This window comes from Kineococcus sp. NPDC059986 (genome assembly GCF_040702905.1).
Taxonomy (GTDB): domain Bacteria; phylum Actinomycetota; class Actinomycetes; order Actinomycetales; family Kineococcaceae; genus Kineococcus.
Window position 1 is genome coordinate 288455 of sequence record NZ_JBFBND010000001.1, and the last position, 25966, is coordinate 314420.

Here is a 25966-nt window from a genome sequence, read left to right on the forward strand (position 1 = left end):
TCAGGCCGGCCGGGCGGGCTTGCGCAGGACGGACAGCGCCGGGCCGTGCAGCGGCACGGTCTCCCAGCGGCTGCTCACGCGGCCGTCCGCGAGGTCCAGGTGCAGCAGGTGCGGGGTCTCGGCGAACCGGACGTCGACGCGGTCTCCGGCACCGGAGACCGACAGCGGCCCGGTGTCCGCCCAGCGGCCACGGCCGATCGCGGCGCGCAGCTCCTGCCCGGAGTCCGTCAGCACGAGGTCACCGTCGCGGACGCTCACCCGCGTCAGGGTCGACGGCTGGCTGCCGGGAGCGGCGTCGAACTCACCCTCGACGACGTCGGCGCCCTCCAGGGGCGGCAGGGACAGCGACGCCGTCCGGCGGGCCAGCGCCTCGTCGTGCGCGGCCGCGTCGGCGGGCAGTTCCGGGTCGGACACGGCGGGCAGCAGGTGCTCCCAGGCGGCGTCGAGCACGGCCTGCATGTCGGGGCTCTGCGAGGTGATCGCCACGACGACGTCCTGCTCGGGCAGGACGACGCAGAACTGCCCGTAGGCGCCGTCACCGCGGAAGCCGTGGCGGGCGATCCAGAACTGGTAGCCGTACCCCTGCTGCCAGTCGGGGTTGTCGTTGAACGAGGAGTTGTCGACGTGGGAGGTGGTCGCCTCCTCGACCCAGCTCTCGGGCAGCAGGCGCTCGCCCTCCCAGACCCCGCGCTGCAGGTACAGCTGGCCGAGCTTGGCAATGAGTTCGGTCGGGGCGTGGAAACCGGAGAACCCCAGTTCCCGGCCCTGCCCGTCGGTCAGCCAGCCGAGGTCGGCACGGTCCACCCCGAGGGGGTCCAACAGCCTGGGCTGCAGGAAGTCCAGCAGTCCCTGGCCCGAGGTGCGCTGGACGATCGCCGACACCGAGAACGTGCAGGGCTGGTTGTAGCAGAACAGCGTGCCCGGTTCGGCGTCCGGCGGGATGCGCAGGAAACCCCGCACGAGATCACCGCTGGGGTCGGCGGCCGCCTGCTCGATCGTCTCCGCCGCGTGGCCGCTGGCCATGTTCGCGACGTGCCGCACGAGGATGCGGCGCGACCGTTCGTCGGTGACGTCGGCGTCGAACTCGGGGAAGTACGACAGGACGGTGGCGTCGAGGTCCACGAGCCCCTCGGCCACGGCGAACCCGAGGGCCGTGGAGGTGAAGCTCTTGGACAGCGAGTACAGCAGGTGCGGTCGGTCCGGGCGGAACGGCCCCCACCAGCCCTCGGTCACGACGTGGCCGTGACGCAGGACCTGCAGGCTGTGCGGTTCGACCCCGGCCGTGCTCTCGAGGGCGTCGACGAACGCGGCGAGGCCGCGGGCGTCCACCCCCTGGGCCGACGGGGTGCTGCGCGGGAGGGGTCGCGTGGAGGCGCTGGTGGTGTCGCTGCGGGTGGCTTCGGTGCTCACGTCGCCGACTCTAGGACGGGCGGTCGGGAAACGCGGTTGCGGGGTCCCGTGGCCCGAGCGCACCATCGTCGGGTCCTGGTCCCGACCCGAGGAGCCGCTGCGGTGCTCAGCTGACGTGCCCCGATCCCCCGGACCCGCCGACCACCGGTCGCGCGGGCCCTCTCGGCGTACGTCACGAGGAGAACCGCATGCCCGACACCGCAACGACCGGAACCACCACCACGCTCTCCCTGCGCGGCGTGACCAAGGGGTACGACCACGTCGTCGTCCTGCACGACGTCACCCTCGCCCTGGCCCCGGGCGCGGTCACGGGCGTCATCGGGGAGAACGGGTGCGGGAAGTCGACCCTGCTGCGCCTGCTCGCCGGGGCCGAGCCCCCCGACGCGGGCCGCGTCGTCGCCACGGCCGACGGTGGGACCGGCTACCTGCCGCAGGACGCCGGGGCCCCCTCGAGCACGACCGTGGGGGCGGTCCTGGACGCGGCCGCCGCCGAGCTCACCGCCCTGCGGGCACGCCTGCGAGAGCTGGAGGAGGTCATGGCCGCGGCCGGTCCCGACACCGACCTCACGGCGGCGCTCGAGGAGTACGGGGACCTGCAGACGCGGTTCGAACTGCGGCACGGCTACGACGCCGACACCCGGCTCGAGCAGTCCCTGTCCGGTCTCGGTCTGCCGGGACTGGACCGGGGACGTCCCGTCTCGACGCTGTCCGGAGGCCAGCGCTCCCGCCTGCACCTCGCGGCGCTGCTCGCGGCAGGCCCGGAGGTGCTGCTGCTCGACGAGCCGACGAACCACCTCGACGTCACGGCCGCCCGCTGGCTGGAGGACCACCTGCGCAGCCGGACCGGGACCACGGTCGTCGTCTCGCACGACCGCGAGTTCCTCGACGCGGTGGCCGGCGAACTCCTCGAGGTGGACCCCCACCACGAGCACGGCGTCGCCCGCTACCCCGGCGCGTACGCGGACTACCTGCGGGCCAAGGCGGCCGAACGACGCCGGTGGGAGCAGGCCCGGGCGGAGTGGGAGGCCACCGTGGACCGGCTCGCCACGACGGGCGACGCGACGGCCCGCGACGTCAACCACGCCCGGGAGCGCAAGGACGGGGACAAGATGCAGTTCGGCTACAAGGGGGGCCGGGTGGAGGAGTCGCTCTCCTCCCGCGTCCGGGCCAACGCCGAGAAGCTGCGCCGGCTGCGGGAGGCCGAGGTGCCCCGGCCGCCGGACCCGCTGCGGTTCTCCCCGCCCCTCGGGGCGTCGGGGCGGCGCGGGTCCGTCCACGCCGAGGGCGTCTCGGTCGCCGGCCGCCTCGCCCCCGTCGACCTGCACGTGGGTCCCGGCGACCGGTTGCTCGTCACCGGCCCCAACGGCAGCGGGAAGTCGACGCTCTTCGACGTCCTCGCGGGCACGCTCACCCCGGACACGGGGACCGTGCGGCGACGCGGTCGCACCGGTCTGCTCCGCCAGGACCCCGCGACCGACGGCCTGGACCGGTCGGTCCTGGCGACCTACGCCACCGGTCGGCCGGGCAGCGCCGACGAGCACGTCCAGCGGTTGCTGCGGATGGGACTCTTCGAGCCCGAACGCCTCGGGGTCGCCGTCCGGAAGCTGTCGACGGGCGGCCGCCGACGCCTCGACCTCGCCCGGCTCCTCGCCGACCGCCACGACGTCCTGCTGCTCGACGAACCCACCAACCACCTCGCGCCGCGCCTGGTGGAGGAGCTCGAGGCGGCCGTCGACGCGTTCGCGGGGGCCGTGGTCGTCGTCAGCCACGACCGGCGGTTCCGCCGCTCGTTCCGGGGGGACGTCCTGGAGCTGACCGCACCGGAGGAAGGTGCGACGTGCTCCTCCTGGTGACCGGCGCCAGCGGCCTCGGCAAGACGACGGTGCGGCGCGCGGTCGCCCCGAGGCTGGCCGACGAAGGCGTGGAGTGCGTGGAGTTCGCCGACCTCGTCGAGATCCCGGCGGCCCCCGACACCGCCTGGCGCCAGCGCAGCGCCGAGGAGGTCGTGCGGCGCGCGCTGACCCTGGAGCGCTCGGGACGGCACCTGCTGTTCGCCGGGGACCCGCTGGCCCCCGGCGAGGTCGTCGGCGCCCCGTCCGGGCCCGCGCTCGGCCCGTTCGACGTCCTTCTCCTGGACGCCGACGAGGCCACGCAGACGGCCCGGCTCACGGGACGGGGGCCCGTCGACGGGGAGCTGGAGCACCACGTGGCGTTCGCGACGTGGTTCCGTGGGCACGTCCGCGGCGCCGCTCACCGCTCGGAGGTGCTCACCGCCGCGGGCTGGGACGGCCTGGCCGCCGAACGGCTGGTGGGCCGGCCGTGGCGGCCCGTCGTGCTCGACACGAGCGACCTGGCGCCCGACGCCGTCGCGGACGCCGTGGAGGCGTGGGCGGTGCGCTGCCTCAGAAGAGCGCGCGCGTGAGGGCCTGCCGCGCCGTGACGACGCGCGGGTCGCTCGCGCCCACGACCGCGAAGAGGTCGACGAGGTGGGTGCGGGCCGCGTCGCGGTCGTCCCCGACCGTGCGCTGCACGATGCCGAGCAGGCGGCCGAAGGCGTCCTCGACGTGGCCGCCGACGAGGTCGAGGTCGGCCACGACGATCTGGGCCGCGACGTCGTCGGGGGCGGCCGCGGCCGCGGCACGTGCCTCCTGCAGGTCGACACCGGCGACCCGGCGCAGGACGCCGACGCGGGCCAGCCCCTCGGTCGCCTCGGCGTCCCGGGGGTCCTGGGCCAGGGCCTTGTTCCAGGCGGCCGTCGCGGCGTCGAAGTCGCCGGCCTCGACGGCGGCGAGCGCCTCGGCGTGCAGCGGCGGGGCGGCCGGTTCGGCCTCGCCCTGGACGGCACCCTCGACGCGGCCGGTCACCCCGTTGGCCTCGGCGACGCGCAGCACCTCCTCCAGGACGGGGCGGATCTCCTCGGCCGAGGGGTAGGACCCCGTGAACAACGGGATGGGCTGCCCCTTGACGATGGCCGCAACGAGCGGGATGGCCCTGGCCTGCAACGACTGCACGAGCGACTGCGCCAGGCCGGGTTCGGCCTGGGCGTCGATGCGGCCGAGCAGGAAGGCGCCCGCGTACTCCTCGGCGAGAGCCTGCAGCGCCTCGGCGCCGGTGTCGTAGCCCTCGGCCCAGAGGTCGAGGACGAGGGGCACCTGCACGGAGCTCTGCACGAGGTCGGCGAACGTCTCCTCGGTGACGTCCACGACGAAGGGGGACGCCGGACCCGCGGCCTCGGGGTCGGCCGCACGGCGGGCGACCTCCTCACGTCGGGTGTTGCGGGCCGCGAGGGCACCGAGGTCCACCGCTCCGCGCAGGTTGAGCTTGGCGCCGGGGGGAGTCGGGGTCGTCATGGCCCAAACCTTCTCACGGGGGCCTCAGCCGGTCGTCACCTGGACGGGACCGCTCTCGGCCGCCACCACCTGCGCCCGCGCCTGTCCCCCACCGGCCCCCGGCGGGACGGAGAACACGACGACCTCCTGCCGTGTCACGGTGGCGCGCAGCGCCTGCTCGGTGCCCGCGAGCGCGGCCAGGGCGGGTTCGAGCTTCCCGGCACGACCACCGGCCGGACCGGCCGACGTCGTGGACCAGCTGTAGGCGGCGACGACGAGGGCCCCGCCGTCGCGGGTGCGCACGGCGAGCACCCCGTCCGGCAGGACCGTGCGCTCCTGGGTGAAGGTGCCTCCCGCGGCCTGCAGCGAGGCGGTCTCGGCGGCCGTGGCGGACTCCACGCCCGAGCGGTAGGCGTCCGCGCCGAACTGGTCGGAGTACCGGCTCGTCGCGCCGTTCGTCAGCACGTCGCCGTAGCGGGCGGCGAGGTCGGCCGGCGAGGCGGGCAGGTTCGTCGACTCGTCGGGCGCGACGACGGCGACCCCGTCGGCCGGCGCGGCCAGCGTCGGCAGCGAGGCCCCCGGGAGCAGCGTGGGCGTGGCCCAGACCGTGTAGGGGTCGCGGGCACTGTCGGTGCGCAGGACGACGAGGGAGGGCGCCTGGTCGGCCCCGGGCGCGGTGACGGTGGCGAACCAGCGCGGGAAGTCCCCCTCCCGCGGCAGGATCGAGGTGATGGGGACGACGTCGTCGGCGCCGCCCGTGTCCGCGGGGGCGGCCCCCGCGGCGGCGATGGTGTGCGCCGCCGTCCGCAGCTGCAGCTCGGGGCCGCTGACGCGGGTGGCCAGCGCCGCCGGGTCGGCCGTCGCCGGGTCCGCCTGCGCCTGGAGCACGGCCGTGACGGCCTCGACGACGCGACCGGCCTGCGCGGGCTGCACGACCAGCGGCTCGCGGCCGGTGTCGGCCGGGGCGGACGTCGTCGGCAGCTGCGCGCACCCGGCCAGGACGGTGGCGGTGGCCAGCGAGGCGAGGACCGTGAGCCGTCGCGTGGCCGTGCTGGGACCCGGGCCGCGCGTCGGGCGGGGGGTCGGGCGGGTGCTCACGCGCGCCTCCGGGCGTCGGGTCGGGTCCGGCGCGGCGACAGCAGGACCCCGACCGCCCCGAGCAGCGCGAGGACCCCGCCGGCCACGACGAGCGGGACCCCGGCGGGGTGGCTGGCCGAGCGTCCCTCGGCGTGCCAGCTGAGCCGGACGGTCCCGGGAGCGGCGGCGACCCCGTCGGTCGCCGCGAACAGGACGATCCCGCCGCCGTCGCGGTAGGAGGCGTCGGACCCGGTGGGCCAGGTCAGCTCCGCGCTCCCGCGACCGGTCGTGCTCGTCAACCAGACGTCGGCGCGCCGGGGGTCGGCCGCCGTCCCCGACCCGGTCGTGCGGGTCCGCGCCCGCGGGTCGGACAGGTCCCCGCCGACCCCGGTGACCTCGGTGTGCCGGGCCTGGGCCAGCCAGGCCGTCGCGTCGTCCGCCTGCGCGACGGCGAGGAAGACGTCCGCGCCGTCGGCGGCCTCGACGCTGATGCGGGCGTCGGGCCCCGACAGGTCGACGAGACCGGGACTGGTCACCACGGCGACCCCCGGGTCCTGCGACCGCTCGACGACGTCGATGCGCGAGGGCGGAGCCAGGACGGTCAGGAGGGCGACCCCCGTCACGGCGGAGGCGAACCCCACGACGAGCAGGAGCCAGGCGACGAGTCGTCTCACCGTGCGCGGGTCCTTCCCGGGGGTTCGTGGGGTGGCGTTCGACGGCACACCTTAGGCCCCTCGGGTGACGGGACCTCCCGTTCCGTCACGCTCCGTGACCGACTGCGGCACACGGGGTGGGCCGACGGGCCCTGGACCCCCTCCGGTGCGGCGCACGCCCTGTCCGGTGTGGCGCACGCCACGTCCGCTCGGGTGAACCCGGTGGGTCTGCCGGACGTGGAGCCGTCGTCGGACGGGTGCCCCCACCCGCTCGACCGCCGCGCGATCCCCCTCGCGCGGCACCCCTGCCCGCCCGAAGAGCCGCCGGCTCCCTCCCGACGCAGAGGACGACATGGACACCCAGAACTCGAGCACCCAGAACCCGACCCCCGCCACCGACCGCGCCGGGGCCCTGCGCCTCGCGCGCACCCCCTCGCCGCTGGCCTCGACGGGCCTGCTCGTCCTGCGGCTCGTCGCGGGCGTGCTGCTGCTCGTCCACGGCGTCCCCAAGCTCGAGGACCCGGCGATGGCCACGGGCTACGCGGCCTCCCTCGGCGTGCCGGCCCCCACGTTCCTGGGGTGGCTGATGATCCTCGGCGAGCTGGGCCTGGGGACGCTGCTGGTCCTCGGCCTCGCGACCCGCGTCGCGGGCACGCTCCTGCTCGTGCAGATGTCGGCGACGTGGCTGCTGGCGCACGCGCCGCAGGGCTTCCTCGTCGACGGTCAGGTCAACGGCGAGAACGCGCTGCTCTACGCCGTGCTGGGCCTCACCTTCGCCCTCACCGGCGCGGGACTGTTCAGCCTCGACGGACTGCTGGTGAAGCGCCGCCGCTGAGACGACCCCTCAGGACGGGGGTCGGCCGGGTGTCACTGCCCCCGGCCGGCCTCTCCCTGGGCGCGTTCGACGGCCGCCTCCAGCCGTTCGAGCTTGCCCGTCATCTCCCCCGTGCGGCCGGGCCGGATGTCGGCCTTGAGCACGAGGGACACGCGCGTCCCGTGCCGGCCGACGGCCTCGGTGGCGCGCTTGACGACGTCCATGCACTCGTCCCAGGACCCCTCGAGCGTCGTGAACATCGAGTCGGTCCGGTGCGGGAGCCCGCTGGCGCGCACGACGAGCACGGCGTCGGCCACGGCGGCGCTGACGGAGTCGGCGTCCTCGCCCGCCGGGACGGGACCACCGGACGGGGCGACGGAGAAGGCGACGATCACGCGCGTGACGCTACGCGACCGCCGCGCCCGTGTCCCGCCCGGTTCCGGTGACCGTCGCGGCTACGCTGCGAAGGTCCTTTCCGCCCTCGCTCTCGCCGGAGGCCAGCCGGTGTCCACCGACTCCCACGACGCGTTCAGCATCGTCGTCCGCGGTTACGAACGCAGCCAGGTCGACGCCCGGCTGAAGCACCTCGACGACGCCCTCTCCGAGGCGCGCGCCCGGGTCGCCCAGGCGGACCACGAGAAGATGCAGGCCCAGGAGAAGCTCTCCGAGGCCCAGAAGGAACTGCGCGAGCACGAGAAGCCGTCGTACGCCGGCCTCGGTGCCCGCATGGAGAAGCTGCTGCGGCTCGCCGAGGACCAGTCCTCGGAGATCCTGCGCTCGGCCCGCCGCGACGCCGACCGGCTGCGCGAGGAGGCCCGGGCCGAGGCCTCGAGCACGCGCGCCCAGGCCGACGAGGACGCCCGCCGGCGCACCGGGGAGGCCAGCCGCGACGCGGAGGAGATCGTCTCGCGCGCCAAGCACCAGGCCGACGGCATGGTCGACGCGGCCCAGCGCACGGCCGCCGAGCTGACGGCCGCCGCCCACCGGCAGGCCGACCAGCTCCTGGCGTCGGCCCAGCACGAGGCCGCCGAGACGCTCGCCGCCACCGAGCGCCAGGTGACGGCGCTGCGCACCGCGGTCGACCGCGAGGTCATCGAGCTGCGCTCCTCGACCGACGCCCGCGTGCGCGAGCAGGAGCTGGCCCTGGCCGCCGCCCGCGAGCAGGCGGCCGAGGAGGACCGGCAGCGGCTCGAGGTCGCCGCCGCCCGCACGGCGGCCCGGATCGCCGAGGCCGAGCAGCGTGCGGCCGAGGCCGAGGAGCGCGCCCGCGAGGCGGTCGAGGCCGCCGAGTCCATCCGCGCGGACGCCGTCGCCCAGGCCGCGGTGCGCGCCGAGACCGCCCGCCGCGAGTCCGACGAACTGCTCGCCGACGCCCGGGCACGCGCCCAGGCCATGGTCGAGACGGCCCGCGAGCAGGCCGAACGGTCCCGCTCCGGCGCCCAGTCCGAGGTCGACGAGCTGATGAACCAGCGCGACCAGATCACCGACCAGCTCGACGACCTGCGCGGTCTGCTGGGGCTCGCCCCCAAGCTGCCCGCCCGCGAGAACGGGCACGAGAACGGGCACGAGGTGGACGTCCGGGACGAGGAGCAGGTCCAGCAGCCGAGCTGACGGACGGCTCTCGGACGGCTCAGGGGGCGGCGGGGTGCTCCGTCGGCAGGGGTGAGCGCGCGGGGACGACCCGCGCGACCACCTCGTCGAGCACGCGGCGCACCGCGCTCTCCCCCACCCACAGGTGCCGGGCCCCCGCGACGGGGACGACCTCGGCCTGGGTGAGCGGGGCGAACCTGCGCACGGCCTCCTCGGGGCGCAGGAAGTCGTCGAACTCCGGCACGAGAGCCGTCACCGGACGGCCGAACTCAGCCCACGCCCGCAGGTCGTCCTCGGTCGACCACCGCAGCGGCGGCGACAGCAGGAGCAACCCCTCCACGAGCGGGTCCCGGCCGTGCACGAGCGCGAGGTCGGTGCCGAACGACCAGCCCAGCAACCACACGTGCGGCAGGTCGCGGAACTCGGCGAACTCCAGCGCCGCCGCGACGTCGTAGCGCTCGGCACCACCCGCGTCGAAGGTCCCGCCGCTGCGACCGCGCGGGGACTCGGTGCCGCGGGTGTTGAAGCGCAGCACCGCCAGGTCGGCCAGCGCGGGCAGCCGGTTCGCGGCCTTGCGCAGCACGTGCGAGTCCATGAACCCACCCGCCGTCGGCAGCGGGTGCAGCGTCACGAGCGTGGCCACGGGGTCCCGGTCCGCGGGCAGGGCGAGTTCCCCCACGAGGGTCACCCCGTCCGCCGTGTGCAGTTCGACGTCCTCGCGCCGCGCCGGCAGGACGGTGTCGGAGCGGATCTCACCCACGGGCGAGCTCCTCGCGCAGCACGGTCGCGAACCCGTCGACGTCCGCGGCCGTGGTGTCGAAGCTCGCGACGAGGCGGACCTCGACGAGCCCGGGTGCCCACCGCTCGTCCCAGACGTGGAACGGGACGCGGGCCGCGGTCCGCTCCGCCACCCCCGAGGGCAGGGCCGCGAAGACCGCGTTGGCCTGGACGGGGCGGGTGGTCGTCGCGCCGGCCGACCGGACCGCGTCGGCGAGGGCCCGCGCGGCGTCGTTGGCGGCCGTGGCGGTGCGCTGCCAGAGGTCTCCCCCGAACAGCGCCAGCAGCTGGGCCGCGACGAACCGGGTCTTCGAGGACTGCTGCATCGTCGGTTTCACCAGGCGCCGCAACGCCTCCGCGGGCCCGTCGCCGCGGACGACGACGGCCTCGGCCAGCGCCGCCCCGTTCTTCGTCCCGCCCACGGAGACCGCGTCGACCCCCAGGGCCGTCGTCATCTCGCCCAACCCGCAGCCGAGGGAGACGGCGGCGTTGGACAGCCGGGCCCCGTCGACGTGCACCCGGACGCCGAGCCCGTGCGCTACCCGGACCAGGTCGCGCAGCTGGTCCAGGCCGTAGGCCGTCCCCAGCTCGGAGCTCTGGGTGAGGGTCAGTGCCCCCACGGGCGCGCGCATGGGGCTGTCGGCGTCCCGCACCGCGCGTTCGACGTCGGCGGGGTCGACGAGACCGTCGACCGTGGGCAGGGCGATGACCTTCGTCCCGCCGACGTGCTCCAGACCGCCGGCCTCGTCGTGCAGGACGTGGGCCTGGTCGGAGGCGAGCACCGACTCCCAGCGGTGCGTGACCGCCTGCAGCGCCACGACGTTCGCCCCCGTGCCGGTGAGGACGGGGACGGCGGTGGTGTCCGGGCCGAAGTGCCCGTGCAGGGCGTCGAGCAGCGCGGCGGTGTACGCGTCGCCGCCGTAGCTGGCGACGTGACCGCCGTTCGCGGCGACGAGGGCCTGCAGGACCTCCGGGTGCATGCCGGCGGCGTTGTCGCTGGCGAAGCCGCGGACGGTGGGGTCGTGCAGGGGTGTGGTGGGGGCGGTGCTCACCCCGGCACGCTACCTGCGGCCCTCAGAACCGTCGGCCACGGGCGTCGAAGCAGGCGCGGTGCCAGTGCCGCCGCTCGGTGGCCCCGTCGGCGGGACTGAACGTGCCGCGCGAGGGCCAGACGACGAGGTGCGGGGTGCCCGGGGGGATCTCCTGCCGGCAGCCGGGGCACGTGTAGGTCTTCTCCGAGGAGGTGCCCCGCAGCTCGCGGACGACCCACTCCCCGTCGGGGCCGGAGACGCTGCGGTCTACGCCACGTCCGAGCGGCGCGCGGGGCGGCGGGTCGGGGCGGCGGCGGTTCGCGCGGGGCACGGGCGACATGCTCTCAAGGGTCCGGGCGGCCGGCCCGACCGGGCGCTGCCGCGGTGGCGTCCCCTCCACGCCACCGTGGCCACGCTCGGTTCGTCCGGTAGTCGTCGCGGGCCCCGGTTTCGTTACACGCCCCGGCCCGGGACGTCTCGTAAGCTCGCCCCTCGTGCGTCTCGTCATCGCCCGCTGCTCCGTCGACTACGCGGGCCGGCTCACCGCCCACCTGCCACTGGCCACGCGGCTGCTCCTCGTCAAGGCGGACGGCAGCGTGCTCGTCCACTCCGACGGCGGCAGCTACAAGCCGCTGAACTGGATGAGCCCGCCCGCCCGGTTGACCGTCGGCGTGCCGGAGGAGGACCAGCGCGAGGCCGGGGTCGTCGAGACGTGGACGGTCCAGCACACCAAGACCGACGACCGCCTCCTCGTCTCGATCCACGAGGTCCTGCACGACTCCGAGCACGAGCTCGGCGTCGACCCCGGCCTCGTCAAGGACGGCGTGGAGGCGCACCTGCAGAAGCTGCTGGCCGAGCACATCGGCACGCTCGGCGAGGGCTGGTCACTGGTGCGCCGCGAGTACATGACGGCGATCGGACCGGTGGACATCCTGGCCCGCGACGCCGGCGGCCGGGCTGTGGCGATCGAGATCAAGCGGCGGGCCGAGATCGACGGCGTCGAGCAGCTGACGCGCTACCTCGAGCTGCTCAACCGCGACCCGCTGCTGGCCCCCGTGACCGGCGTCCTGGCCGCCCAGGAGATCAAGCCGCAGGCCAGGACCCTGGCCACCGACCGCGGGATCCGCTGCGTGACGCTGGACTACGACGCCTTGCGCGGGATCGACGACGTGGACTCGCGGTTGTTCTGAGCCACCGGGGCCCGCCCTGCGGGTTCGCGGCGCAGCAGGGCCTCGGCGCGGGCCCGCCGCAGGGCCGTGCGGTCCACCGGCGGGGCGGCCGGCTCCTCGACCTGCAGGACGAGGTGGAGCCGGGTGACGCGCAGCAGCCGCAGCGCGGGCAGCGGCACGTTCCGCAGGACGAGGCGGCGCCCCGTGCGCTGTGCGCGCCGGTGGGCGCCCACGAAGACCCCGAGCCCCGTCGCGTCGGCGACGACGATGCCCCCGACCTCGACGACGAGGTCACCCGAGCCCGCGTCGACGGCCGCGTGCAGCGCCGCCCGGACGTCCGGGACCGTGTGGACGTCGAGGCGCCCGCCGACGTGCAGGACCTGACCGGGGACGACGTCGTCCACGGTCGCCCCGCTGCCGGGCGCCGAGCGTGCCGCGCGCCGGGCCGCCACGTCGGTCGCCGCACTGGGCACCGAACTGGGCACCGCACTGGGCGCCGAGAGGTCCTGCTGGGCGGTGGTGGGCACCGCCGCGAGTCCGATCGCCATCTGTTCCTCCCCCGAGGACGCCGGTCGTGATCGTGTGATCGTCACCGGTCTGACGCAGCGGACCGCCGGTCGGTTGCACCCGTTCCCGACGAGTGACAGGTGGGGCGACAGAGACCGACGGTGACGCTGTGGGCACACTCTGCCACCGTGCGGCACCGCCGACCGGGCGAAGCGCCGAGCCGTTGCCCAACGGTGACCTGGGGGGAGGATGGGGGTGTGCAGGACACCTGGGGCAGCTACTCGTACGCGTTCGGACCCGTTGTGGCCCTCGTCGCGGTCACCGTGCTGGTGCTGCTGCTGCGGTGGACCTTCTCGCACGGCAAGTCCGTCGTGGAACGCCGCCCGAAGCGAGGGTCGAGCGAGGAGTACGGCCTGCTGGAGGTGGTGTCGGCTCCCCCGACCTTCGTCGAGGCCGAGGTGCAGCGACGCACGCTCGTCGACGCCGGGATCCGGGCGACGCTGGCCCCCACCACCGAGGGGCCGCGGGTCATGGTCTTCCCGGCCGAGGCCGGGCTGGCGCGGCAGATCCTGCAGCGCAAGGGGTGAGCGCGCGGATCAGGCGACGTTGACGCCCTGTCCGGGCGGAGCGGACTCCAACCAGCTCGCGAAACCGGTGTAGGCGTCACGGCCCATCGCGAAGTCGATCTCCTCGCCGGACCCGTCCACCTCCAGGCGGCACTCCACGACCATCGCACCGGGCTGCACGGCGACCAGCTCGGCACCCTCGGCGTCGCGGAACAGGGTCACGGCCAACGCCCGCCGTGCGTAGCTGCACGTCGGGCGCGGGGAGAGCGAGAAGGTGCGGTACCAGTCCAGGCGGTCGCGCTCGTACTGCGCGACCCCGAGGGCCCAACGCCGGCGGCCACCACGGGCCTGCCGGACCGAGCAGTCGAACGTGCCGAGCCGGGCCATGAGGCGGCGCCGCCGCAGCACGACGAGCAGCAGCACCACGACGAGGGCGACGGCGCACGCGCCTGCGATCTCCAGGGAGAGCAGGACCTCGTGCACCGTCGCCCAGCCGTTCTCAGCGCGTGCCGGAACCCGCGGTGACCTCGACCTGCTCGGCGACGATCGTCACCTTGTCGTGGTCCACCGAGAAGAACCCGCCGCTGACCGTGGCCGTCACGCCGTCCGACCCCGTGCCCGAGATCGACACGTCGCCCGGGGCGAGGATGGCGAGGAGCGGTTCGTGGCCGCCCATGATGCCGATCTCACCCTCGGCCGTGCGGGCGCGGACCAGCGACGCCTCCCCCGACCACACGGAGCGGTCGGCGGCCACCAGTTCGACCTGCAGCGCCACGGGTCAGTTCTCCTTCTGGATCTGAGCCCACTTGCGCTCGACGTCCTCGAGGCCACCGACGTTGAAGAACGCCTGCTCGGCGACGTGGTCGAACTCGCCGTCCGCGATGCGCTTGAAGCTCTCGACGGTGTCCTTGAGCGGAACCGTCGAACCCTCGACACCGGTGAACTTCTCGGCCATGTACGTGTTCTGCGAGAGGAACTGCTGGACGCGGCGAGCACGGCTCACCGTCAGCTTGTCCTCCTCCGACAGCTCGTCGACACCGAGGATGGCGATGATGTCCTGGAGCTCCTTGTTGCGCTGCAGGATCTGCTTCACGCGCACGGCGGTGTCGTAGTGGTCCTGCGCGATGTACAGCGGGTCCAGGATCCGCGACGTCGAGGTCAGCGGGTCCACGGCCGGGTACAGACCGCGCGAGGCGATCTCACGGGAGAGCTCGGTCGTGGCGTCCAGGTGCGCGAACGTCGTGGCCGGCGCCGGGTCGGTGTAGTCGTCGGCGGGGACGTAGATCGCCTGCAGCGAGGTGATCGAGTGACCCCGGGTCGAGGTGATGCGCTCCTGCAGGGTGCCCATCTCGTCGGCCAGCGTGGGCTGGTACCCGACGGCGGAGGGCATGCGGCCCAGCAGGGTCGACACCTCCGAACCCGCCTGGGTGAACCGGAAGATGTTGTCGATGAAGAGCAGCACGTCCTGGTTCTGCACGTCGCGGAAGTACTCCGCCATCGTGAGAGCGGACAGGGCCACGCGCAGACGCGTGCCCGGCGGCTCGTCCATCTGGCCGAACACGAGGGCCGTCTTGTCGAAGACGCCGGCCTCGGCCATCTCGCCGATGAGGTCGTTGCCCTCACGGGTGCGCTCGCCGACACCGGCGAACACCGACACACCACCGTGGTTCTGGGCGACGCGCTGGATCATCTCCTGGATGAGGACCGTCTTGCCGACGCCCGCACCGCCGAAGAGGCCGATCTTCCCGCCCTGCACGTAGGGGGTGAGGAGGTCGATGACCTTGATGCCGGTCTCGAACATCTGGGTCTTCGACTCGAGCTGGTCGAAGGCCGGGGCCTTGCGGTGGATCGGCCAGCGCTCGGTGATCTCGAGCTTCTCGCCCTCTTCGAGGTTGAGGCAGTCGCCGATGGCGTTGAACACGTGGCCGAGGGTCACGTTGCCGACGGGCACCGAGATCGGGGCGCCGGTGTCGACGACGGCCGCACCGCGGACCATGCCGTCGGTGGGCTTGAGCGAGATGGCCCGGACCATGTTGTCGCCGAGGTGGGAGGCCACCTCGAGCGTCACGGTCTGGGTCTCCCCGCCCATGCTCACCTCGGTGGTGAGGGCGTTGTTCTGCTCGGGCATCGTGTCGGCCGAGAACTCGACGTCGACGACGGGGCCGATGACTCGGGCGATGCGACCTGTCGCACCCTTGCTGGTGCTGCTCGGCGCTTCGTTGACGGTGGCGGTCATGTCGCTCCTCGGGCTTCCTTCGTCGCGTGAGTTCTTGCTGAAGTGGGTGGGGGCAGAGCGCGGGGTCAGGCGCGCGAGCCGGAGGAGGCCAACGCGTCGGCACCGCCGACGATCTCGCTGATCTCCTGGGTGATGTCGGCCTGACGGGCGTTGTTCGCCAGCCGGGTCAACTTCTTGATGAGCTCGTCCGCGTTGTCGGTCGCGCTCTTCATCGCCCGCTGACGGCCGGCGAGCTCGGAGGCCGCGGCCTGCAGGAGGCAGTTGTAGATGCGGCTGTTGACGTACTGCGGGAGCAGGGCGTCCAGGACCGCGTCCGCGCTGGGCTCGAACTCGTACAGGGGCTGCAGATCGCCCTCGGAGGGCACCTCGACACCCTCGACGACCTCCAGCGGCAGGAGCCGGATGACCCGGGGCTCCTGCGTGACCATGCTGACGAAGTGCGTGTAGACGACGTGGATCTCGTCGACGCCGCCGTCGGCGAACTCCTTCGCGAAGTCGGCCACCAGACGGTCACCGATCTTCTTCGCGTCGTCGTAGGCGGGCGAGTCGGTGAACCCGACCCACGTCTCGACGACCGGGCGGCGGCGGAAGCTGTAGAACGACGCCGCCTTGCGCCCGACGAGGTACGGCGAGATCTCCTTGCCCTCGGCCCGCAGGGCCGCGGTGAGCCGCTCCCCCTCGCGCAGGACGTTGGAGGAGTAGGCACCGGCGAGACCGCGGTCGGAGGAGCACACGAGCACCGCCGCGCGCTTCACCTCGGTCTTCTCGGTGATCAACGGGTGGTCCAGGGAGGAGTTCGACGCCGCCGCCGAGACGGCACGCGTCAACGCCCGGGCGTAGGGCGTCGACGCCGCCACGTTCGCCCGCGCCTTGATGATCCGCGACGCCGCGATGAGCTCCATCGCGCGCGTGATCTTCTTGGTCGCCTGGACCGAGCGGATCTGCCGCCGGTAGGCCCTCAACTGGCCTGCCATGTCCTGCTCCTCTTCCTTGCTCCGCTCGGTCCCTGCTGGGGTCGTGCTGCGTGATCTTCCGGGAGCGCGTCAGCGCTTCTGGGTGGTGATCCGCTCCTGCGAGATGTCGTCCGCGTCGGTCGCGCCGTGGTCCTCGTCACCGGGGACGGCCGCAGCCTGCTTGCCCGGGGAGAACTGGGGCTTGAAGGCGTCGACCGCCTTCTTCAGCTCGTCCTTGGCGCCGTCGGAGAACTGCTTCGTCTCGCGGATGCCCTGCATGAGCTCGCCGTGGTTGCGCTTGACGTACTCGAGGAACTCGCGCTCGAAGCGGGAGATGTCCGAGACCTCGACGGAGTCGAGCTGACCGGTGGTGCCGGCCCAGATCGAGACGACCTGCTCCTCGAGGGAAAACGGCGTGTACTGGGGCTGCTTGAGCAGCTCCACCAGGCGCGCACCGCGGGCGAGCTGGTTGCGCGAGGCCTGGTCCAGGTCGGAGGCGAACATCGCGAACGCCTCCATGGCGCGGAACTGCGCCAGGTCCAGCTTCAGCGTCCCGGAGATGCCCTTGATGGCCTTCGTCTGCGCGGCACCGCCGACGCGGGACACCGAGATGCCGACGTCGATGGCCGGACGCTGGTTCGCGTTGAACAGGTCCGACTGCAGGAAGATCTGGCCGTCGGTGATGGAGATGACGTTGGTCGGGATGTACGCCGAGACGTCGTTGCCCTTGGTCTCGATGAACGGCAGACCCGTCATCGATCCGGCACCGAGCTCGTCGGACAGCTTCGCGCAACGCTCCAGCAGACGGGAGTGCAGGTAGAAGACGTCACCCGGGTAGGCCTCGCGGCCCGGCGGACGACGCAGCAGCAGCGACACGGCGCGGTAGGCCTCGGCCTGCTTGGACAGGTCGTCGAAGACGATGAGGACGTGCTTGCCGGCGTACATCCAGTGCTGGCCGATGGCCGAACCGGTGTAGGGCGCGAGGTACTTGAAGCCGGCCGGGTCGGACGCGGGGGCCGCGACGATGGTCGTGTACTCCATCGCGCCGGCCTCCTCCAGCGAACGCTTCACGGAAGCGATCGTGGAGCCCTTCTGACCGATCGCGACGTAGATGCAGCGGACCTGCTGCTTCGGGTCGCCCGAGGCCCAGTTGGACTTCTGGTTGATGATCGTGTCGATCGCGATCGCGGTCTTGCCGGTCTGGCGGTCACCGATGATCAGCTGACGCTGGCCGCGGCCGACGGGGATCATCGCGTCGATCGCCTTGATGCCGGTCTGGAGCGGTTCGCGCACTTCCTGGCGCTGCACGACCGAGGGGGCCTGCAGCTCCAGCGCACGACGCGCCTCGGCTTCGATCGGGCCGAGGCCGTCGATCGGCGCACCCAGGGGGTCGACGACGCGGCCGAGGAAGTCGTCACCGACGGGGACGGAGAGGACCTCGCCCGTGCGGTGGACCTCCTGGCCCTCCTCGATGCCGGCGTAGTCGCCCAGGACGACGACACCGATGTCGCGGACGTCGAGGTTCTGCGCGAGGCCGAGGGTTCCGTCCTCGAAGCGCAGCAGCTCGTTCGCCATGACCGAGGGCAGGCCCTCGACGTGGGCGATCCCGTCGCCCGCGTCGGTCACGCGGCCGACTTCCTCACGCGCGGCGGTGCCGGGGTCGTACGACGCCACGAAGGCGTCGAGAGCGTCCCGGATCTCCTCCGGGCGGATGGTCAGCTCGGCCATGGGAAGCCCTGCTCTCCTTCTCGGGTCCTGCAGTTCTCGAAGTCCATCATCCCCCGCGTCCCGCGGGGTGGGGTGTTCAGGGCGGGCACTCAGCCGGCCAGGCGGCGACGCGCCTCGTCGATGCGGGTCGAGATCGACCCGTCGATGACGTCGTCGCCGATGCTCACGCGCAGACCACCCACGAGGTGGGGGTCGACGTCGACCGTGACGCTGATGGTCCGGCCGTACTGGCGCGACAGCGAGGCCGCGAGGCGCTCGCGCTGGGTCTCGCTCAGCGGGGTGGCGCTCACGACGTGGGCGACGAGCTGCTCGCGGCGCGCGGCCACGACCTCGACCCACTCCTCGAGCAGCCGCTCGGCACGCATCCCGCGCGGGGAGACCGCCACGCGACGGGCCAGCTGGACCGTCTCGGGCGCCGCCTTGTCGAGCAGCAGCCGCGACACGAGCGAGGCGCGGTTGGCGTCCGGCGCGGTGCGGTCGGCGAGGGCGTCCCGCAGCTGCGCGTTGCCGGCGATGGTGCGGGAGAACCGGAAGAGCTCGTCCTCCAGCGCGTCCAGGTGCCCCGACCGCTCCGCCTGCGTCACGACCGCGACGACGGCGAGCCGCTCGGTCGCGTCCGACAGGTCACGACCGGCCGTCCAGCGCGACGACGCCAGCGAGGCGACCGTCTCGACGGCGGCCGTGCCGATCTTGCCGGTGAAGGTGCGACGGACGAACTCGGCCTTGGACGAGCCCTCCCGCGACGGGTCGGTGAGCGCCCGGCGCAGCCCCACCGAGGAGTCGAGCAGGCTGGTGACGGCGAAGAGGTCCTCGCCCGTCCGGCCTGCGTCGGCCCCCTCGGTGGCGAGCTGAGCGTCGAGCACCTGCTGCGCGGCGGCGAGGCTCGCCTTCGCGACGCCGGAGTCGAGCTCGCTCATCGGGAGGTCGCCCCCGACTCGCTGCGCTCGAGGTCGGCCAGGAAGCGGTCGACGACCCCGCTCTGACGCGCCGAGTCCTGCAGGGACTCACCGACGATGCGCGACGCCAGGTCGGTCGCCAGGCGACCCACCTCGGCGCGCAGCTGCGCGGTGGCCTGCGCGCGCTCGGCCTCGATCGTGGCGCGGGCCGCGGTCGAGATGCGCTCGGCCTCGGCCTGAGCCTGCTCGCGCATCTCGGCGAGGATCTGCGCACCCTGCTGGCGCGCTTCCTCACGGATGCGGTTGGCCTCGCCGCGGGCGTCCGCGAGCTGGGCCTTGTACTCGGCGAGGGCGGCGGCGGCCTCTTCCTGGGCGCGCTCCGCCTTCTCGACGTTGCCCTCGATCGCGGCGCGCCGCTCCTCGTACACCTTCTCCAGGCGCGGCACGATCTTCTTCTGGACGAAGATCAGCAACGCGATGAAGACGATGATCCCGAAGATCAGCTCGCCCCAGTGAGGCAGGATCGGGTAGATCGGGTCGCCGGGGATCTTCTCGCCGGCTTCCGCCGCGACGAATGCTCCTGCGAGCTGCACGGGTTCCTCCTTCTGTCAGCGCTGGGTGGACTCGGGGGAGCGCCTGTCAGCGGAAGACGAAAGCGAGGGCCAGACCGAAGATCGCCAGCGCCTCGGTGAGGGCGAAGCCCAGGAAGGCGATGGTCTGCAGCATGCCGCGCGCTTCGGGCTGGCGGGCGACGCCGTTGATGTAGGCGGCGAAGATCAGACCGACGCCGATACCGGGGCCGATGGCCGAGAGGCCGTAGCCGAGGATTGCGATGTTGCCGCTCATCAGTCTCTCTACTTCCTTCCATTGCCGACGCGCGGACCGCGTCGATCTGCTGGTGGTGTGGGTCAGTGCTCGTCGGCGAGGGAGCCGGCGATGTACAGCGCGGCGAGCAGCGTGAAGATGTACGCCTGGAGGAACTCGACGAGGAGTTCGAACAGGGTCATCACGATGCCCATCGCGAAGGTCGGGATCGAGAAGAGCTGCAGGCCCAGGCTCCCGGAGTGCAGGAGCATGTACTCGCCGCCGGTGATGAAGAGCACCAGCAGGATGTGACCGGCGAACATGTTCCCGAAGAGTCGCAGCGCGAGCGTCACCGGGCGGGTCACGAAGTAGGTGATCAGCTCGAGCAGGAAGACGAGCGGCTTGATCCAGCCGGGAAGACCCGGCGGCACCATGCTGCCGATGTGGCCGCCCAGCCCGCGCTTCTTGATGCCCAGGAAGTGGTAGGTCCCGTAGACCACGAGGGCCAGCACCAGCGGGAAGGCGATGCGGCTCATCGTCGGGTACTGGAACGGCGGGACGATCCCGAAGAGGTTGTTCACGAGGATGAGCACGAACATCGTGAACAGCATCGGGACGAACTTCAGGAAGTCGTGCGAACCGATGATGTCCCGGGCGATGGAGTTGCGGACCAACCCGTAGGTGGCCTCCATGCCCATCTGGCGCTTGCCCGGGACGACCGTGAGCCGCTTCGTCGCCCAGTTCAGGACGAGGGCGATGATCACCGCGGAGATCACGAGGACCACGGCCGGGCGCGTCACCGCGAGAGCTCCGCTGGTGCCGAAGATGGGCTGCCAGAAGATGTCCTGGTTCGGGGCGGTGAAGCCCTCCTCGCCTCCTGCGGCGGCGAGCATTCCGAGGCTCACGTCAACTCCTCCGTGCGAACGTCGTCGTGGGTACGGGTCGGCTCCGCGAGCACACGCGAAAGGACGACCACAGGGACTTCACAAGTGGCCGTCACGATTTACCGTACCGGAACCACACGTAGTAGATCGCCAGCGCCATGCCGCCGACGATGCCGATGGCCACGATGAAGTTCGTGCCGATCAGGCGGTCGATCAGGTACCCGATCCCGCCGAAGCCCAGGACTCCGGCGAGCAGGTACGAGGGGATGTTCCAGGCCCGCGACTCCTCGAGGCGGCCACGCTCCTGCTCCTGCTCGGCGCCGGAGCGGGCAGGTTGGGAGGAGTGGCCGTCGTCGGTCATGTCGCGGCGAACGGTAGCAGGGTGGTCGCTCACGCCCCACCGTCCTGGTCGCGCGGCGCGGACGCCCCGAAGACGGGGACGCGCAGCTTGACGAACGCGTGCATCTCGGCGGCCAACCAGCCCACGGCGCAGGCGATGACGGACAGCCCGAGCGCGGGGCCGTTGATCCACGAGACACCCATCAACAGGATCATCGCGACCCCGAGCAGGACGATCTTGACCGTGTAGACCCCAAGGGCTGCGACGAGGACCAGCTGCGGGTTCGACCGGGCCGTGCGGCGCATGACGACCAGCCGTGCGCCGAAGAAGACGAGCACCATCGCCGAGCCGATGAGGGCCGACAACAGACCGTCAACCCCAGCCATGAGGGCCGCCACGACGAGACACACGACGGCCACGGCAGCCCCGACGGTCAGCGACCGGCGCAGGAGGACGCGGTAGGCGTCCTCGACGTGCGCGGTGGCGACACTGTCACTCACAGGTGGGCTGCTCTCTGCTCGTCGGCGGGTCGTCCGAAGGATTCGGCTCGTCGGCGGTCCGGTCCGGCCGCGTGGCGGACCCGGGAAGACTTCGTGAAAGCTATCACGAACTCAGGGACCTCCTACGCAGCGTCGTGGACCACCTGAGGTCATGTGCGCGACGTCTCAGTCGGCACGTCCCGCGAGTCACGCTGCGCAGTGTCCTGCTCACGCGGGCCCGCGTCCACGACCGGCCGCTTCCGGCGCCAGTAGAGCGGCAGGAAGGTCAGCGCGAGCACGAGGCAGCCGGCGGCGAAGGCCACGGCGAGGGCCTGGGGCAGCGGCAGGAACGCCGACGTGGCGGCCCCGAAGCTCAGGAAGGCCGCCCACGAGTACATGACGAGGACGGCGACGCGGTGGGAGTGGCCGAGCTGCAGGAGCCGGTGGTGCAGGTGCTTCTTGTCGGGGTGCCAGAACGCCTTCCCCGCCCGGGTGCGGCGCACGACCGCCAGCACCATGTCCATGAACGGCACGAGCAGGACGGCGATCGGCAGCAGCAGCGGGAAGAACGCGGGCGCGATCTGCTCGCTCTCGACCGTCGCGGGGTCCACGGTGCTCGTCGCGGCGATCGTCGAGGTCGCCATGAGCAGACCCAGCAGCATCGAGCCGGAGTCGCCCATGAAGATGCGCGCCGGGTGGAAGTTGTGCGGCAGGAAGCCGAGGCACACGCCGACGGTGATCGCGGCGATGAGGGTGGCGAGGGAGGAGAAGTCGTCGGGCACGCTCCCCCGCTGCAGCGCGTAGGAGTAGCCGAAGAAGGCGATGGACCCGATCCCCACGATGCCGGCGGCGAGCCCGTCGAGGCCGTCGACGAAGTTCACGGCGTTCACCGAGACGAGCACGACGAGGATCGTGATGACCATCATCGTCCGCCCCGACAGGAGCGTGACGCCGCCGATGGGCAGCTGCAGGAGGCTCACGCCCTGCCAGCCCATGATCCCCGCGGCCAGCACCTGACCCGCCAGCTTGGTGACGGCGTCGAGCTGGACGATGTCGTCGGCGACCCCCACGGCGACGACCACCGCGGCGCCGACCAGCACCCACAGCGGGCCCGGGTCGGTGTCGAAGACGCGGGACAGGAACGGGATCCGGCTCGCGACGACGAGCGCCGCGACCATCCCGAGGAGCATCGCGAGCCCCCCGAGGCGCGGGATGGGGACGGTGTGCACGTCCCGGTCCCGCAGCGGCGTCACGGCCCCCACGCGCTGGGCGAGGCGCCGCACGAGGGGCGTCGTCAGGTACGTCACGGCCGCGGCCACGACGATGACGAGGAGGTAGGCCCTCATCCGCTGGTGAGCGGCGCCGTCCCGGACTCCTGCTCCGGTGCGTCGCCGGCGTGCTCATCGGTGGGCTCACGGGTGGGCTCGTCGGTGCGCTCGGGTTCGGCCCAGCCGTCAGGGACGGCCGCGCGCAGCTCCGCCTCGCTGATCGCACCGAGGCGCAGGATCCGCAGCGGCCCGTCGGAGGCGTCGACGATCGTGGACGGCGCGCCCTTGGGGCTGGCCCCGCCGTCGAGGTAGACCCGCACCGACTCCCCCAGCTGCTCCACGGCCTGCTCGACGAGCGTGGCCGCGGGCTGCCCGGACTTGTTGGCGCTCGAGACGGCCATGGGACCGGTGCGCTGCAGCAGTTCCAGGGCGACGGGGTGCAGGGGCATCCGCAGTGCGACGGTGCCGTTCGTGTCCCCCAGGTCCCACGTCAGGGACGGCTGGGCGCGGCAGACGATCGTGAGCGCGCCGGGCCAGAACGCGTCGACGAGCTCGCGCACCGCGAAGGGGATGGAACTGGCCAGCCCGTCGATGGTCCGGGTCTCGGGGACGAGGACGGGCGGCGGCATCTGGCGCCCGCGGCCCTTGGCCTCGAGCAGGCGCGTGACCGCGGCGGGGTTGAAGGCGTCCGCGCCGATGCCGTAGACGGTGTCGGTCGGCAGCACGACGACCTCACCGCGCTTGACGGCGTTGTGCGCGGCGGACAGCCCGCGGTCGCGGATGACGGGGTCGGCGCAGTCGAACGGCGGTCTCACGGGGCAAGAGTCTCCCACCGCGGCTCCCCCGCGGAACTGCAGGCGTGCGTCGGCGCGTCAGCGACGGCGGGCCGTGGTGGCGCGGGGACGGTCCGTGAGGTCGCGGTGGCTCGCCACGTCCGCCCACGGCCCCGTCGCGAACATCGTGCGCGCCGACCGCTCCTGCACCTCGGCGTGCTCGACGACGACGTAGCCGCCCGGCTTCAGCAACCGGGCCGCGGCCGCCACGACGCGCCGCGGCACCTGCAGGCCGTCGTCCCCGAGGCCGTACAGCGCGACCTCCGGGTCGTGCTGCGCCACCTCCGGGTCGACGGGGACGGCGCCCGGCGGCACGTACGGCGGGTTGCTCACGACGACGTCGACGGTGCCGTCGAGGTCCGCGAAGGCGCTCGCGGCGTCGCCGAGCCGCAGGTCGAGGTCCGGGGCGAGCTCGTCGACGTTGCGCCGCGCCCATGCGTGCGCCATCGGGTCGAGCTCGACGGCGTGCACCCGCGCGCCGGGGACCTCCGTCGCCAGCGCGAGGGCGATCGCCCCCGATCCGGTGCACAGGTCGACCACGACGGGACCCGTGTGCCGCAGGGCCTCGTCGATCGCGAGCTGGGCGACCGTCTCGGTCTCGGGGCGCGGGACGAACACCCCGGGGCCGACGTGCAGCTCCAAGGAGCGGAATCCCGCCCGACCGGTGAGGTGCTGCAGGGGGACGCGGGCGGCGCGCTCCTCGACCAAGGCGTCGAAACCGTCCGCCGCCACCGCGTCGCCCAGCGCGACCAGGACGCCGAGCCGAACCCGGTCGACGCCCAGGGCGTGGGCCAGGAGCGTCTCGGCGTCGGCGCTCGGGGTGGGGACCCCCGCCCCGGCCAGCCGCTGCGCGGCGTCCTCGATGAGCTGACGCGCGGTGACCACCCGCGCAGGTTAGGCCAGCCCGAGCAGCCGGAAGGCGACGGTCTGGGTGTCGGCCTCGTCCGCGCTGCCGCTCGGGGACGTGACGGCGACCCACTCCCCCGTGGACGGGACGGCCCAGACGGACGTCCTGACCCCCGTCGTGGCGCCGTTGACGCCGACGACCGAGCGACCGCCGAGGTCGGCGGACAACCAGCCCCACCCCACCCCGGCCCCGGGGGTCTGCACGACCGGGTCGAGGGCGCGGGCGCCGGGGAGGTCACCGCGCGCGACGGCCTGCGCCAACCGCCCGAGGTCGTCGGCCGTGGAGTAGACGCCCACCCCCGCCGGCGTGCTGCCGCTGGAGCGCCAGGGGGTGCTGGGCCGGCCGTCGGGGCCGAGTTCGCGGGCGCGGTCCGGCGGGAGCTGCGCCGGGGCGGCCTGCGTGACGTCCATCCCCAGCGGCTGCAGCACGCGCTCACGCAGGAGCTCGGGGTAGGGGCGGCCCAGCCGGGTCGCGAGGGCGTTGCCGAGCAGGGCGTAGCCGAGGTTGGAGTAGAGGTACTGCCCGCGCGGACCGCGCAGGGGCGTCCACGCGGCGTCCCGCAGCAGGTTCTGCGGGGTGTCCCACCGGTACGGATTTCCGTAGGTGAGGCCCGTCAGGGGTGCGGCGAGGGCGGCGCGGGTGCTGAGCCGCGGGAGGCCGGACGTGTGGGTGGCGAGCTCCTCGAGCGTCGTCGCGGCCAGGGGACCGGTGAGGCGCGGGTAGACGTCGCCGAGCGTCGTCGTCGGGGTGACCTCCCCGCGGGCGACGGCGTCGGCGAACAGCAGACCCGTGAGCCCCTTGGTCACCGACCCGATCTCCTGCGGGGTGCCCGCGGTGAGGGCCCGACCGGGCGCCGCCGTGCCGATGGCGGCGGACGCACTCACCGTGGCGTTCCCCGCGGCCACCGCGAACCCCTGCCCGGCCAGGTCGGCCGTCGCCACCCGCAGCCTCTCGGCGAGCACGGCGTTCCCCGTGCTGTCGGGCGACGGTCTCGGCGGCGCCGGGGAGGCCGAGGCCGTGAGGGCCACGACCGCGGCGGTGGCGGCGGCCAGCAGTCCGCTGGTGCGGAGGACGGAACGGAAGGGGTTGGAGGACAACGGGATCACCTCAGTCCGACGGTGGCGAGCAGGGTCACGAGCGGGACGACGCGCTCGGCCGGGACGTCGTAGCGTCCGCGGCCGGACGTGGTCAGCCAGCCTTCGGCGACGAGCTGGCGCAGGTGGTGGTAGAGCTGGCCCGACGTGCCGAGGCCCTCGGAGAGCTCGGTCACGGTGTGCCGGCCGTGCAGCACCTTGTGCAGGAGGTGCAGCCGGACGGGGTGGGCCAGGGCGGACAGCGCCGCGACGGCCTGGGTCGGGTCCGCCTCGAGCATCGAGGAGACCTCGACGGTCTCCTGCCACTCGTAGTGCGCCCCCGTCGGCAGCGTCACGCTGCCGGTGAAGAGCACGTGGGAGCGGCCCTCGGCCTGCCTCTTCAGCTCCCGCAGCGCCCAGAACGCGTCGTCGTCGCGGGGATCGGCCCCGTCCGCGACGCGGGCCTCCAGCGCGGCGATGCGCTTCTCCAGGAGGGCCCACCTTTCGTCGTCCACCCGTCAATCCTACGCACTTCCGTAGTTCTTACGCATCCCCGTACCCAGGGGTGCGCGGAAAACACTCCCTCCGCCCTCAGAACGCGCTTCGAAGGGCGGAAAGAGTGTTTTCCGCGTGGAAGACGGG

At 73.3% G+C, this 25966-nt stretch carries 31 protein-coding genes; 6 read left to right on the forward strand and 25 right to left on the reverse strand.

Annotated features, from left to right (window positions below):
• On the reverse strand, nt 1-1410 hold the full coding sequence (locus AB0637_RS01295) for a serine hydrolase (protein WP_366169321.1): 1410 nt from the start codon (nt 1408-1410) through the stop codon (nt 1-3).
• Nucleotides 1411-1598: 188 nt separating this feature from the next.
• Between AB0637_RS01295 and AB0637_RS01300 the strand changes: the two genes are divergently transcribed.
• Complete coding sequence (locus tag AB0637_RS01300; RefSeq protein ID WP_366169322.1) at nt 1599-3263, forward strand: ABC-F family ATP-binding cassette domain-containing protein; 1665 nt, start codon at nt 1599-1601, stop codon at nt 3261-3263.
• On the forward strand, nt 3248-3832 hold the full coding sequence (locus AB0637_RS01305; protein WP_366169323.1) for a hypothetical protein: 585 nt from the start codon (nt 3248-3250) through the stop codon (nt 3830-3832). The genes AB0637_RS01300 and AB0637_RS01305 overlap by 16 nt, the downstream gene beginning before the upstream one ends.
• Here the strand turns inward: AB0637_RS01305 and AB0637_RS01310 are convergent.
• From AB0637_RS01310 to AB0637_RS01320, 3 genes are read right to left on the reverse strand one after another with little or no spacing between them, the layout of a single operon-like run.
• Nucleotides 3813-4760, reverse strand: coding sequence for a tetratricopeptide repeat protein (locus AB0637_RS01310; RefSeq protein WP_366169324.1), 948 nt, complete (start codon nt 4758-4760; stop codon nt 3813-3815). The two genes, AB0637_RS01305 and AB0637_RS01310, sit on opposite strands and share 20 nt — an antisense overlap.
• A gap of 24 nt (nt 4761-4784) precedes the next feature.
• Nucleotides 4785-5837, reverse strand: coding sequence for a hypothetical protein (locus tag AB0637_RS01315; protein ID WP_366169325.1), 1053 nt, complete (start codon nt 5835-5837; stop codon nt 4785-4787).
• The gene (locus AB0637_RS01320; RefSeq protein WP_366169326.1) at nt 5834-6490 is read right to left on the reverse strand and encodes a hypothetical protein; all 657 of its coding nucleotides are present in this window, start codon (nt 6488-6490) and stop codon (nt 5834-5836) included. The genes AB0637_RS01315 and AB0637_RS01320 overlap by 4 nt, the downstream gene beginning before the upstream one ends.
• Before the next feature lie 331 nt (nt 6491-6821).
• On the opposite strand from AB0637_RS01320, the gene AB0637_RS01325 reads away from it, so the two are divergent.
• A complete protein-coding gene (locus AB0637_RS01325; protein WP_366169327.1) occupies nt 6822-7304 on the forward strand; it encodes a DoxX family protein in 483 nt (160 codons plus the stop codon).
• 32 nt (nt 7305-7336) lie between these two features.
• Here the strand turns inward: AB0637_RS01325 and AB0637_RS01330 are convergent, their stop codons facing one another.
• The gene (locus tag AB0637_RS01330; RefSeq protein ID WP_366169328.1) at nt 7337-7678 is read right to left on the reverse strand and encodes a thiamine-binding protein; all 342 of its coding nucleotides are present in this window, start codon (nt 7676-7678) and stop codon (nt 7337-7339) included.
• A 109-nt stretch (nt 7679-7787) separates the two neighbouring features.
• Between AB0637_RS01330 and AB0637_RS01335 the strand changes: the two genes are divergently transcribed.
• Nucleotides 7788-8894, forward strand: a complete 1107-nt coding sequence (locus tag AB0637_RS01335; protein ID WP_366169329.1) for a hypothetical protein — start codon at nt 7788-7790, stop codon at nt 8892-8894.
• Nucleotides 8895-8913: 19 nt separating this feature from the next.
• Here the strand turns inward: AB0637_RS01335 and AB0637_RS01340 are convergent, their stop codons facing one another.
• Genes AB0637_RS01340 through AB0637_RS01350 form a run of 3 tightly spaced genes read right to left on the reverse strand, consistent with a single transcriptional unit; the run spans nt 8914 to nt 11021 of the window.
• A complete protein-coding gene (locus AB0637_RS01340; protein ID WP_366169330.1) occupies nt 8914-9633 on the reverse strand; it encodes an alpha/beta hydrolase in 720 nt (239 codons plus the stop codon).
• Nucleotides 9626-10702 carry an aminotransferase class I/II-fold pyridoxal phosphate-dependent enzyme gene (locus AB0637_RS01345; protein WP_366169331.1) on the reverse strand — a complete coding sequence of 359 codons (1077 nt, stop codon included), beginning with the start codon at nt 10700-10702 and terminating at the stop codon, nt 9626-9628. The genes AB0637_RS01340 and AB0637_RS01345 overlap by 8 nt, the downstream gene beginning before the upstream one ends.
• A 22-nt stretch (nt 10703-10724) precedes the next feature.
• Nucleotides 10725-11021, reverse strand: coding sequence for a hypothetical protein (locus AB0637_RS01350; protein WP_366169332.1), 297 nt, complete (start codon nt 11019-11021; stop codon nt 10725-10727).
• Nucleotides 11022-11175: 154 nt separating this feature from the next.
• Here AB0637_RS01350 and nucS point away from each other — a divergent pair, with 154 nt between their 5' ends.
• Nucleotides 11176-11871: an endonuclease NucS gene (gene nucS, locus AB0637_RS01355; protein ID WP_366169333.1), complete on the forward strand. Its 696-nt coding sequence runs from the start codon at nt 11176-11178 to the stop codon at nt 11869-11871.
• Here the strand turns inward: nucS and AB0637_RS01360 are convergent.
• A complete protein-coding gene (locus tag AB0637_RS01360; protein WP_366169334.1) occupies nt 11823-12398 on the reverse strand; it encodes an STAS domain-containing protein in 576 nt (191 codons plus the stop codon). The genes nucS and AB0637_RS01360 overlap by 49 nt on opposite strands.
• 216 nt (nt 12399-12614) lie before the next feature.
• Between AB0637_RS01360 and AB0637_RS01365 the strand changes: the two genes are divergently transcribed.
• The gene (locus AB0637_RS01365; protein WP_366169336.1) at nt 12615-12944 is read left to right on the forward strand and encodes a hypothetical protein; all 330 of its coding nucleotides are present in this window, start codon (nt 12615-12617) and stop codon (nt 12942-12944) included.
• A gap of 9 nt (nt 12945-12953) precedes the next feature.
• On the opposite strand, the gene AB0637_RS01370 is transcribed toward AB0637_RS01365, so the two are convergent.
• The 16 genes from AB0637_RS01370 to AB0637_RS01445 all read right to left on the reverse strand — a co-directional run bounded on the left by AB0637_RS01370 (nt 12954) and on the right by AB0637_RS01445 (nt 25839).
• Nucleotides 12954-13406: a DUF2550 domain-containing protein gene (locus tag AB0637_RS01370; protein WP_366169337.1), complete on the reverse strand. Its 453-nt coding sequence runs from the start codon at nt 13404-13406 to the stop codon at nt 12954-12956.
• 16 nt (nt 13407-13422) lie between these two features.
• Complete coding sequence (locus AB0637_RS01375) at nt 13423-13698, reverse strand: F0F1 ATP synthase subunit epsilon (RefSeq protein ID WP_366169338.1); 276 nt, start codon at nt 13696-13698, stop codon at nt 13423-13425.
• Nucleotides 13699-13701: 3 nt separating this feature from the next.
• The gene (gene atpD, locus AB0637_RS01380) at nt 13702-15159 is read right to left on the reverse strand and encodes a F0F1 ATP synthase subunit beta (protein WP_366169339.1); all 1458 of its coding nucleotides are present in this window, start codon (nt 15157-15159) and stop codon (nt 13702-13704) included.
• A 65-nt stretch (nt 15160-15224) separates the two neighbouring features.
• Nucleotides 15225-16133: a F0F1 ATP synthase subunit gamma gene (locus tag AB0637_RS01385; protein WP_366169340.1), complete on the reverse strand. Its 909-nt coding sequence runs from the start codon at nt 16131-16133 to the stop codon at nt 15225-15227.
• A gap of 69 nt (nt 16134-16202) precedes the next feature.
• Complete coding sequence (atpA, locus tag AB0637_RS01390) at nt 16203-17840, reverse strand: F0F1 ATP synthase subunit alpha (protein WP_366169341.1); 1638 nt, start codon at nt 17838-17840, stop codon at nt 16203-16205.
• 89 nt (nt 17841-17929) lie between these two features.
• Nucleotides 17930-18757, reverse strand: a complete 828-nt coding sequence (locus AB0637_RS01395) for a F0F1 ATP synthase subunit delta (protein ID WP_366169342.1) — start codon at nt 18755-18757, stop codon at nt 17930-17932.
• Complete coding sequence (locus tag AB0637_RS01400) at nt 18754-19329, reverse strand: F0F1 ATP synthase subunit B (protein WP_366169343.1); 576 nt, start codon at nt 19327-19329, stop codon at nt 18754-18756. The genes AB0637_RS01395 and AB0637_RS01400 overlap by 4 nt, the downstream gene beginning before the upstream one ends.
• Before the next feature lie 46 nt (nt 19330-19375).
• Nucleotides 19376-19582 carry an ATP synthase F0 subunit C gene (atpE, locus tag AB0637_RS01405; protein ID WP_366169344.1) on the reverse strand — a complete coding sequence of 69 codons (207 nt, stop codon included), beginning with the start codon at nt 19580-19582 and terminating at the stop codon, nt 19376-19378.
• Between the two features lie 62 nt (nt 19583-19644).
• Nucleotides 19645-20445, reverse strand: a complete 801-nt coding sequence (atpB, locus tag AB0637_RS01410; protein ID WP_366169345.1) for a F0F1 ATP synthase subunit A — start codon at nt 20443-20445, stop codon at nt 19645-19647.
• Between the two features lie 91 nt (nt 20446-20536).
• On the reverse strand, nt 20537-20818 hold the full coding sequence (locus AB0637_RS01415) for an AtpZ/AtpI family protein (RefSeq protein ID WP_366169346.1): 282 nt from the start codon (nt 20816-20818) through the stop codon (nt 20537-20539).
• Complete coding sequence (locus AB0637_RS01420) at nt 20815-21264, reverse strand: hypothetical protein (protein WP_366169347.1); 450 nt, start codon at nt 21262-21264, stop codon at nt 20815-20817. Before AB0637_RS01420 ends, AB0637_RS01415 begins: the two co-directional genes overlap by 4 nt.
• A 149-nt stretch (nt 21265-21413) precedes the next feature.
• A complete protein-coding gene (locus AB0637_RS01425; protein WP_366169348.1) occupies nt 21414-22589 on the reverse strand; it encodes an MraY family glycosyltransferase in 1176 nt (391 codons plus the stop codon).
• Nucleotides 22586-23326, reverse strand: a complete 741-nt coding sequence (locus tag AB0637_RS01430; RefSeq protein WP_366169349.1) for an L-threonylcarbamoyladenylate synthase — start codon at nt 23324-23326, stop codon at nt 22586-22588. The genes AB0637_RS01425 and AB0637_RS01430 overlap by 4 nt, the downstream gene beginning before the upstream one ends.
• Nucleotides 23327-23383: 57 nt before the next feature.
• On the reverse strand, nt 23384-24229 hold the full coding sequence (prmC, locus tag AB0637_RS01435) for a peptide chain release factor N(5)-glutamine methyltransferase (protein WP_366169350.1): 846 nt from the start codon (nt 24227-24229) through the stop codon (nt 23384-23386).
• 9 nt (nt 24230-24238) lie between these two features.
• Entirely contained in the window at nt 24239-25348 is a 1110-nt protein-coding gene (locus tag AB0637_RS01440) for a serine hydrolase domain-containing protein (protein ID WP_366169351.1), read from the reverse strand.
• Between the two features lie 5 nt (nt 25349-25353).
• Nucleotides 25354-25839, reverse strand: coding sequence for a winged helix-turn-helix domain-containing protein (locus tag AB0637_RS01445; protein ID WP_366169352.1), 486 nt, complete (start codon nt 25837-25839; stop codon nt 25354-25356).
• Nucleotides 25840-25966 lie beyond the last annotated feature (127 nt).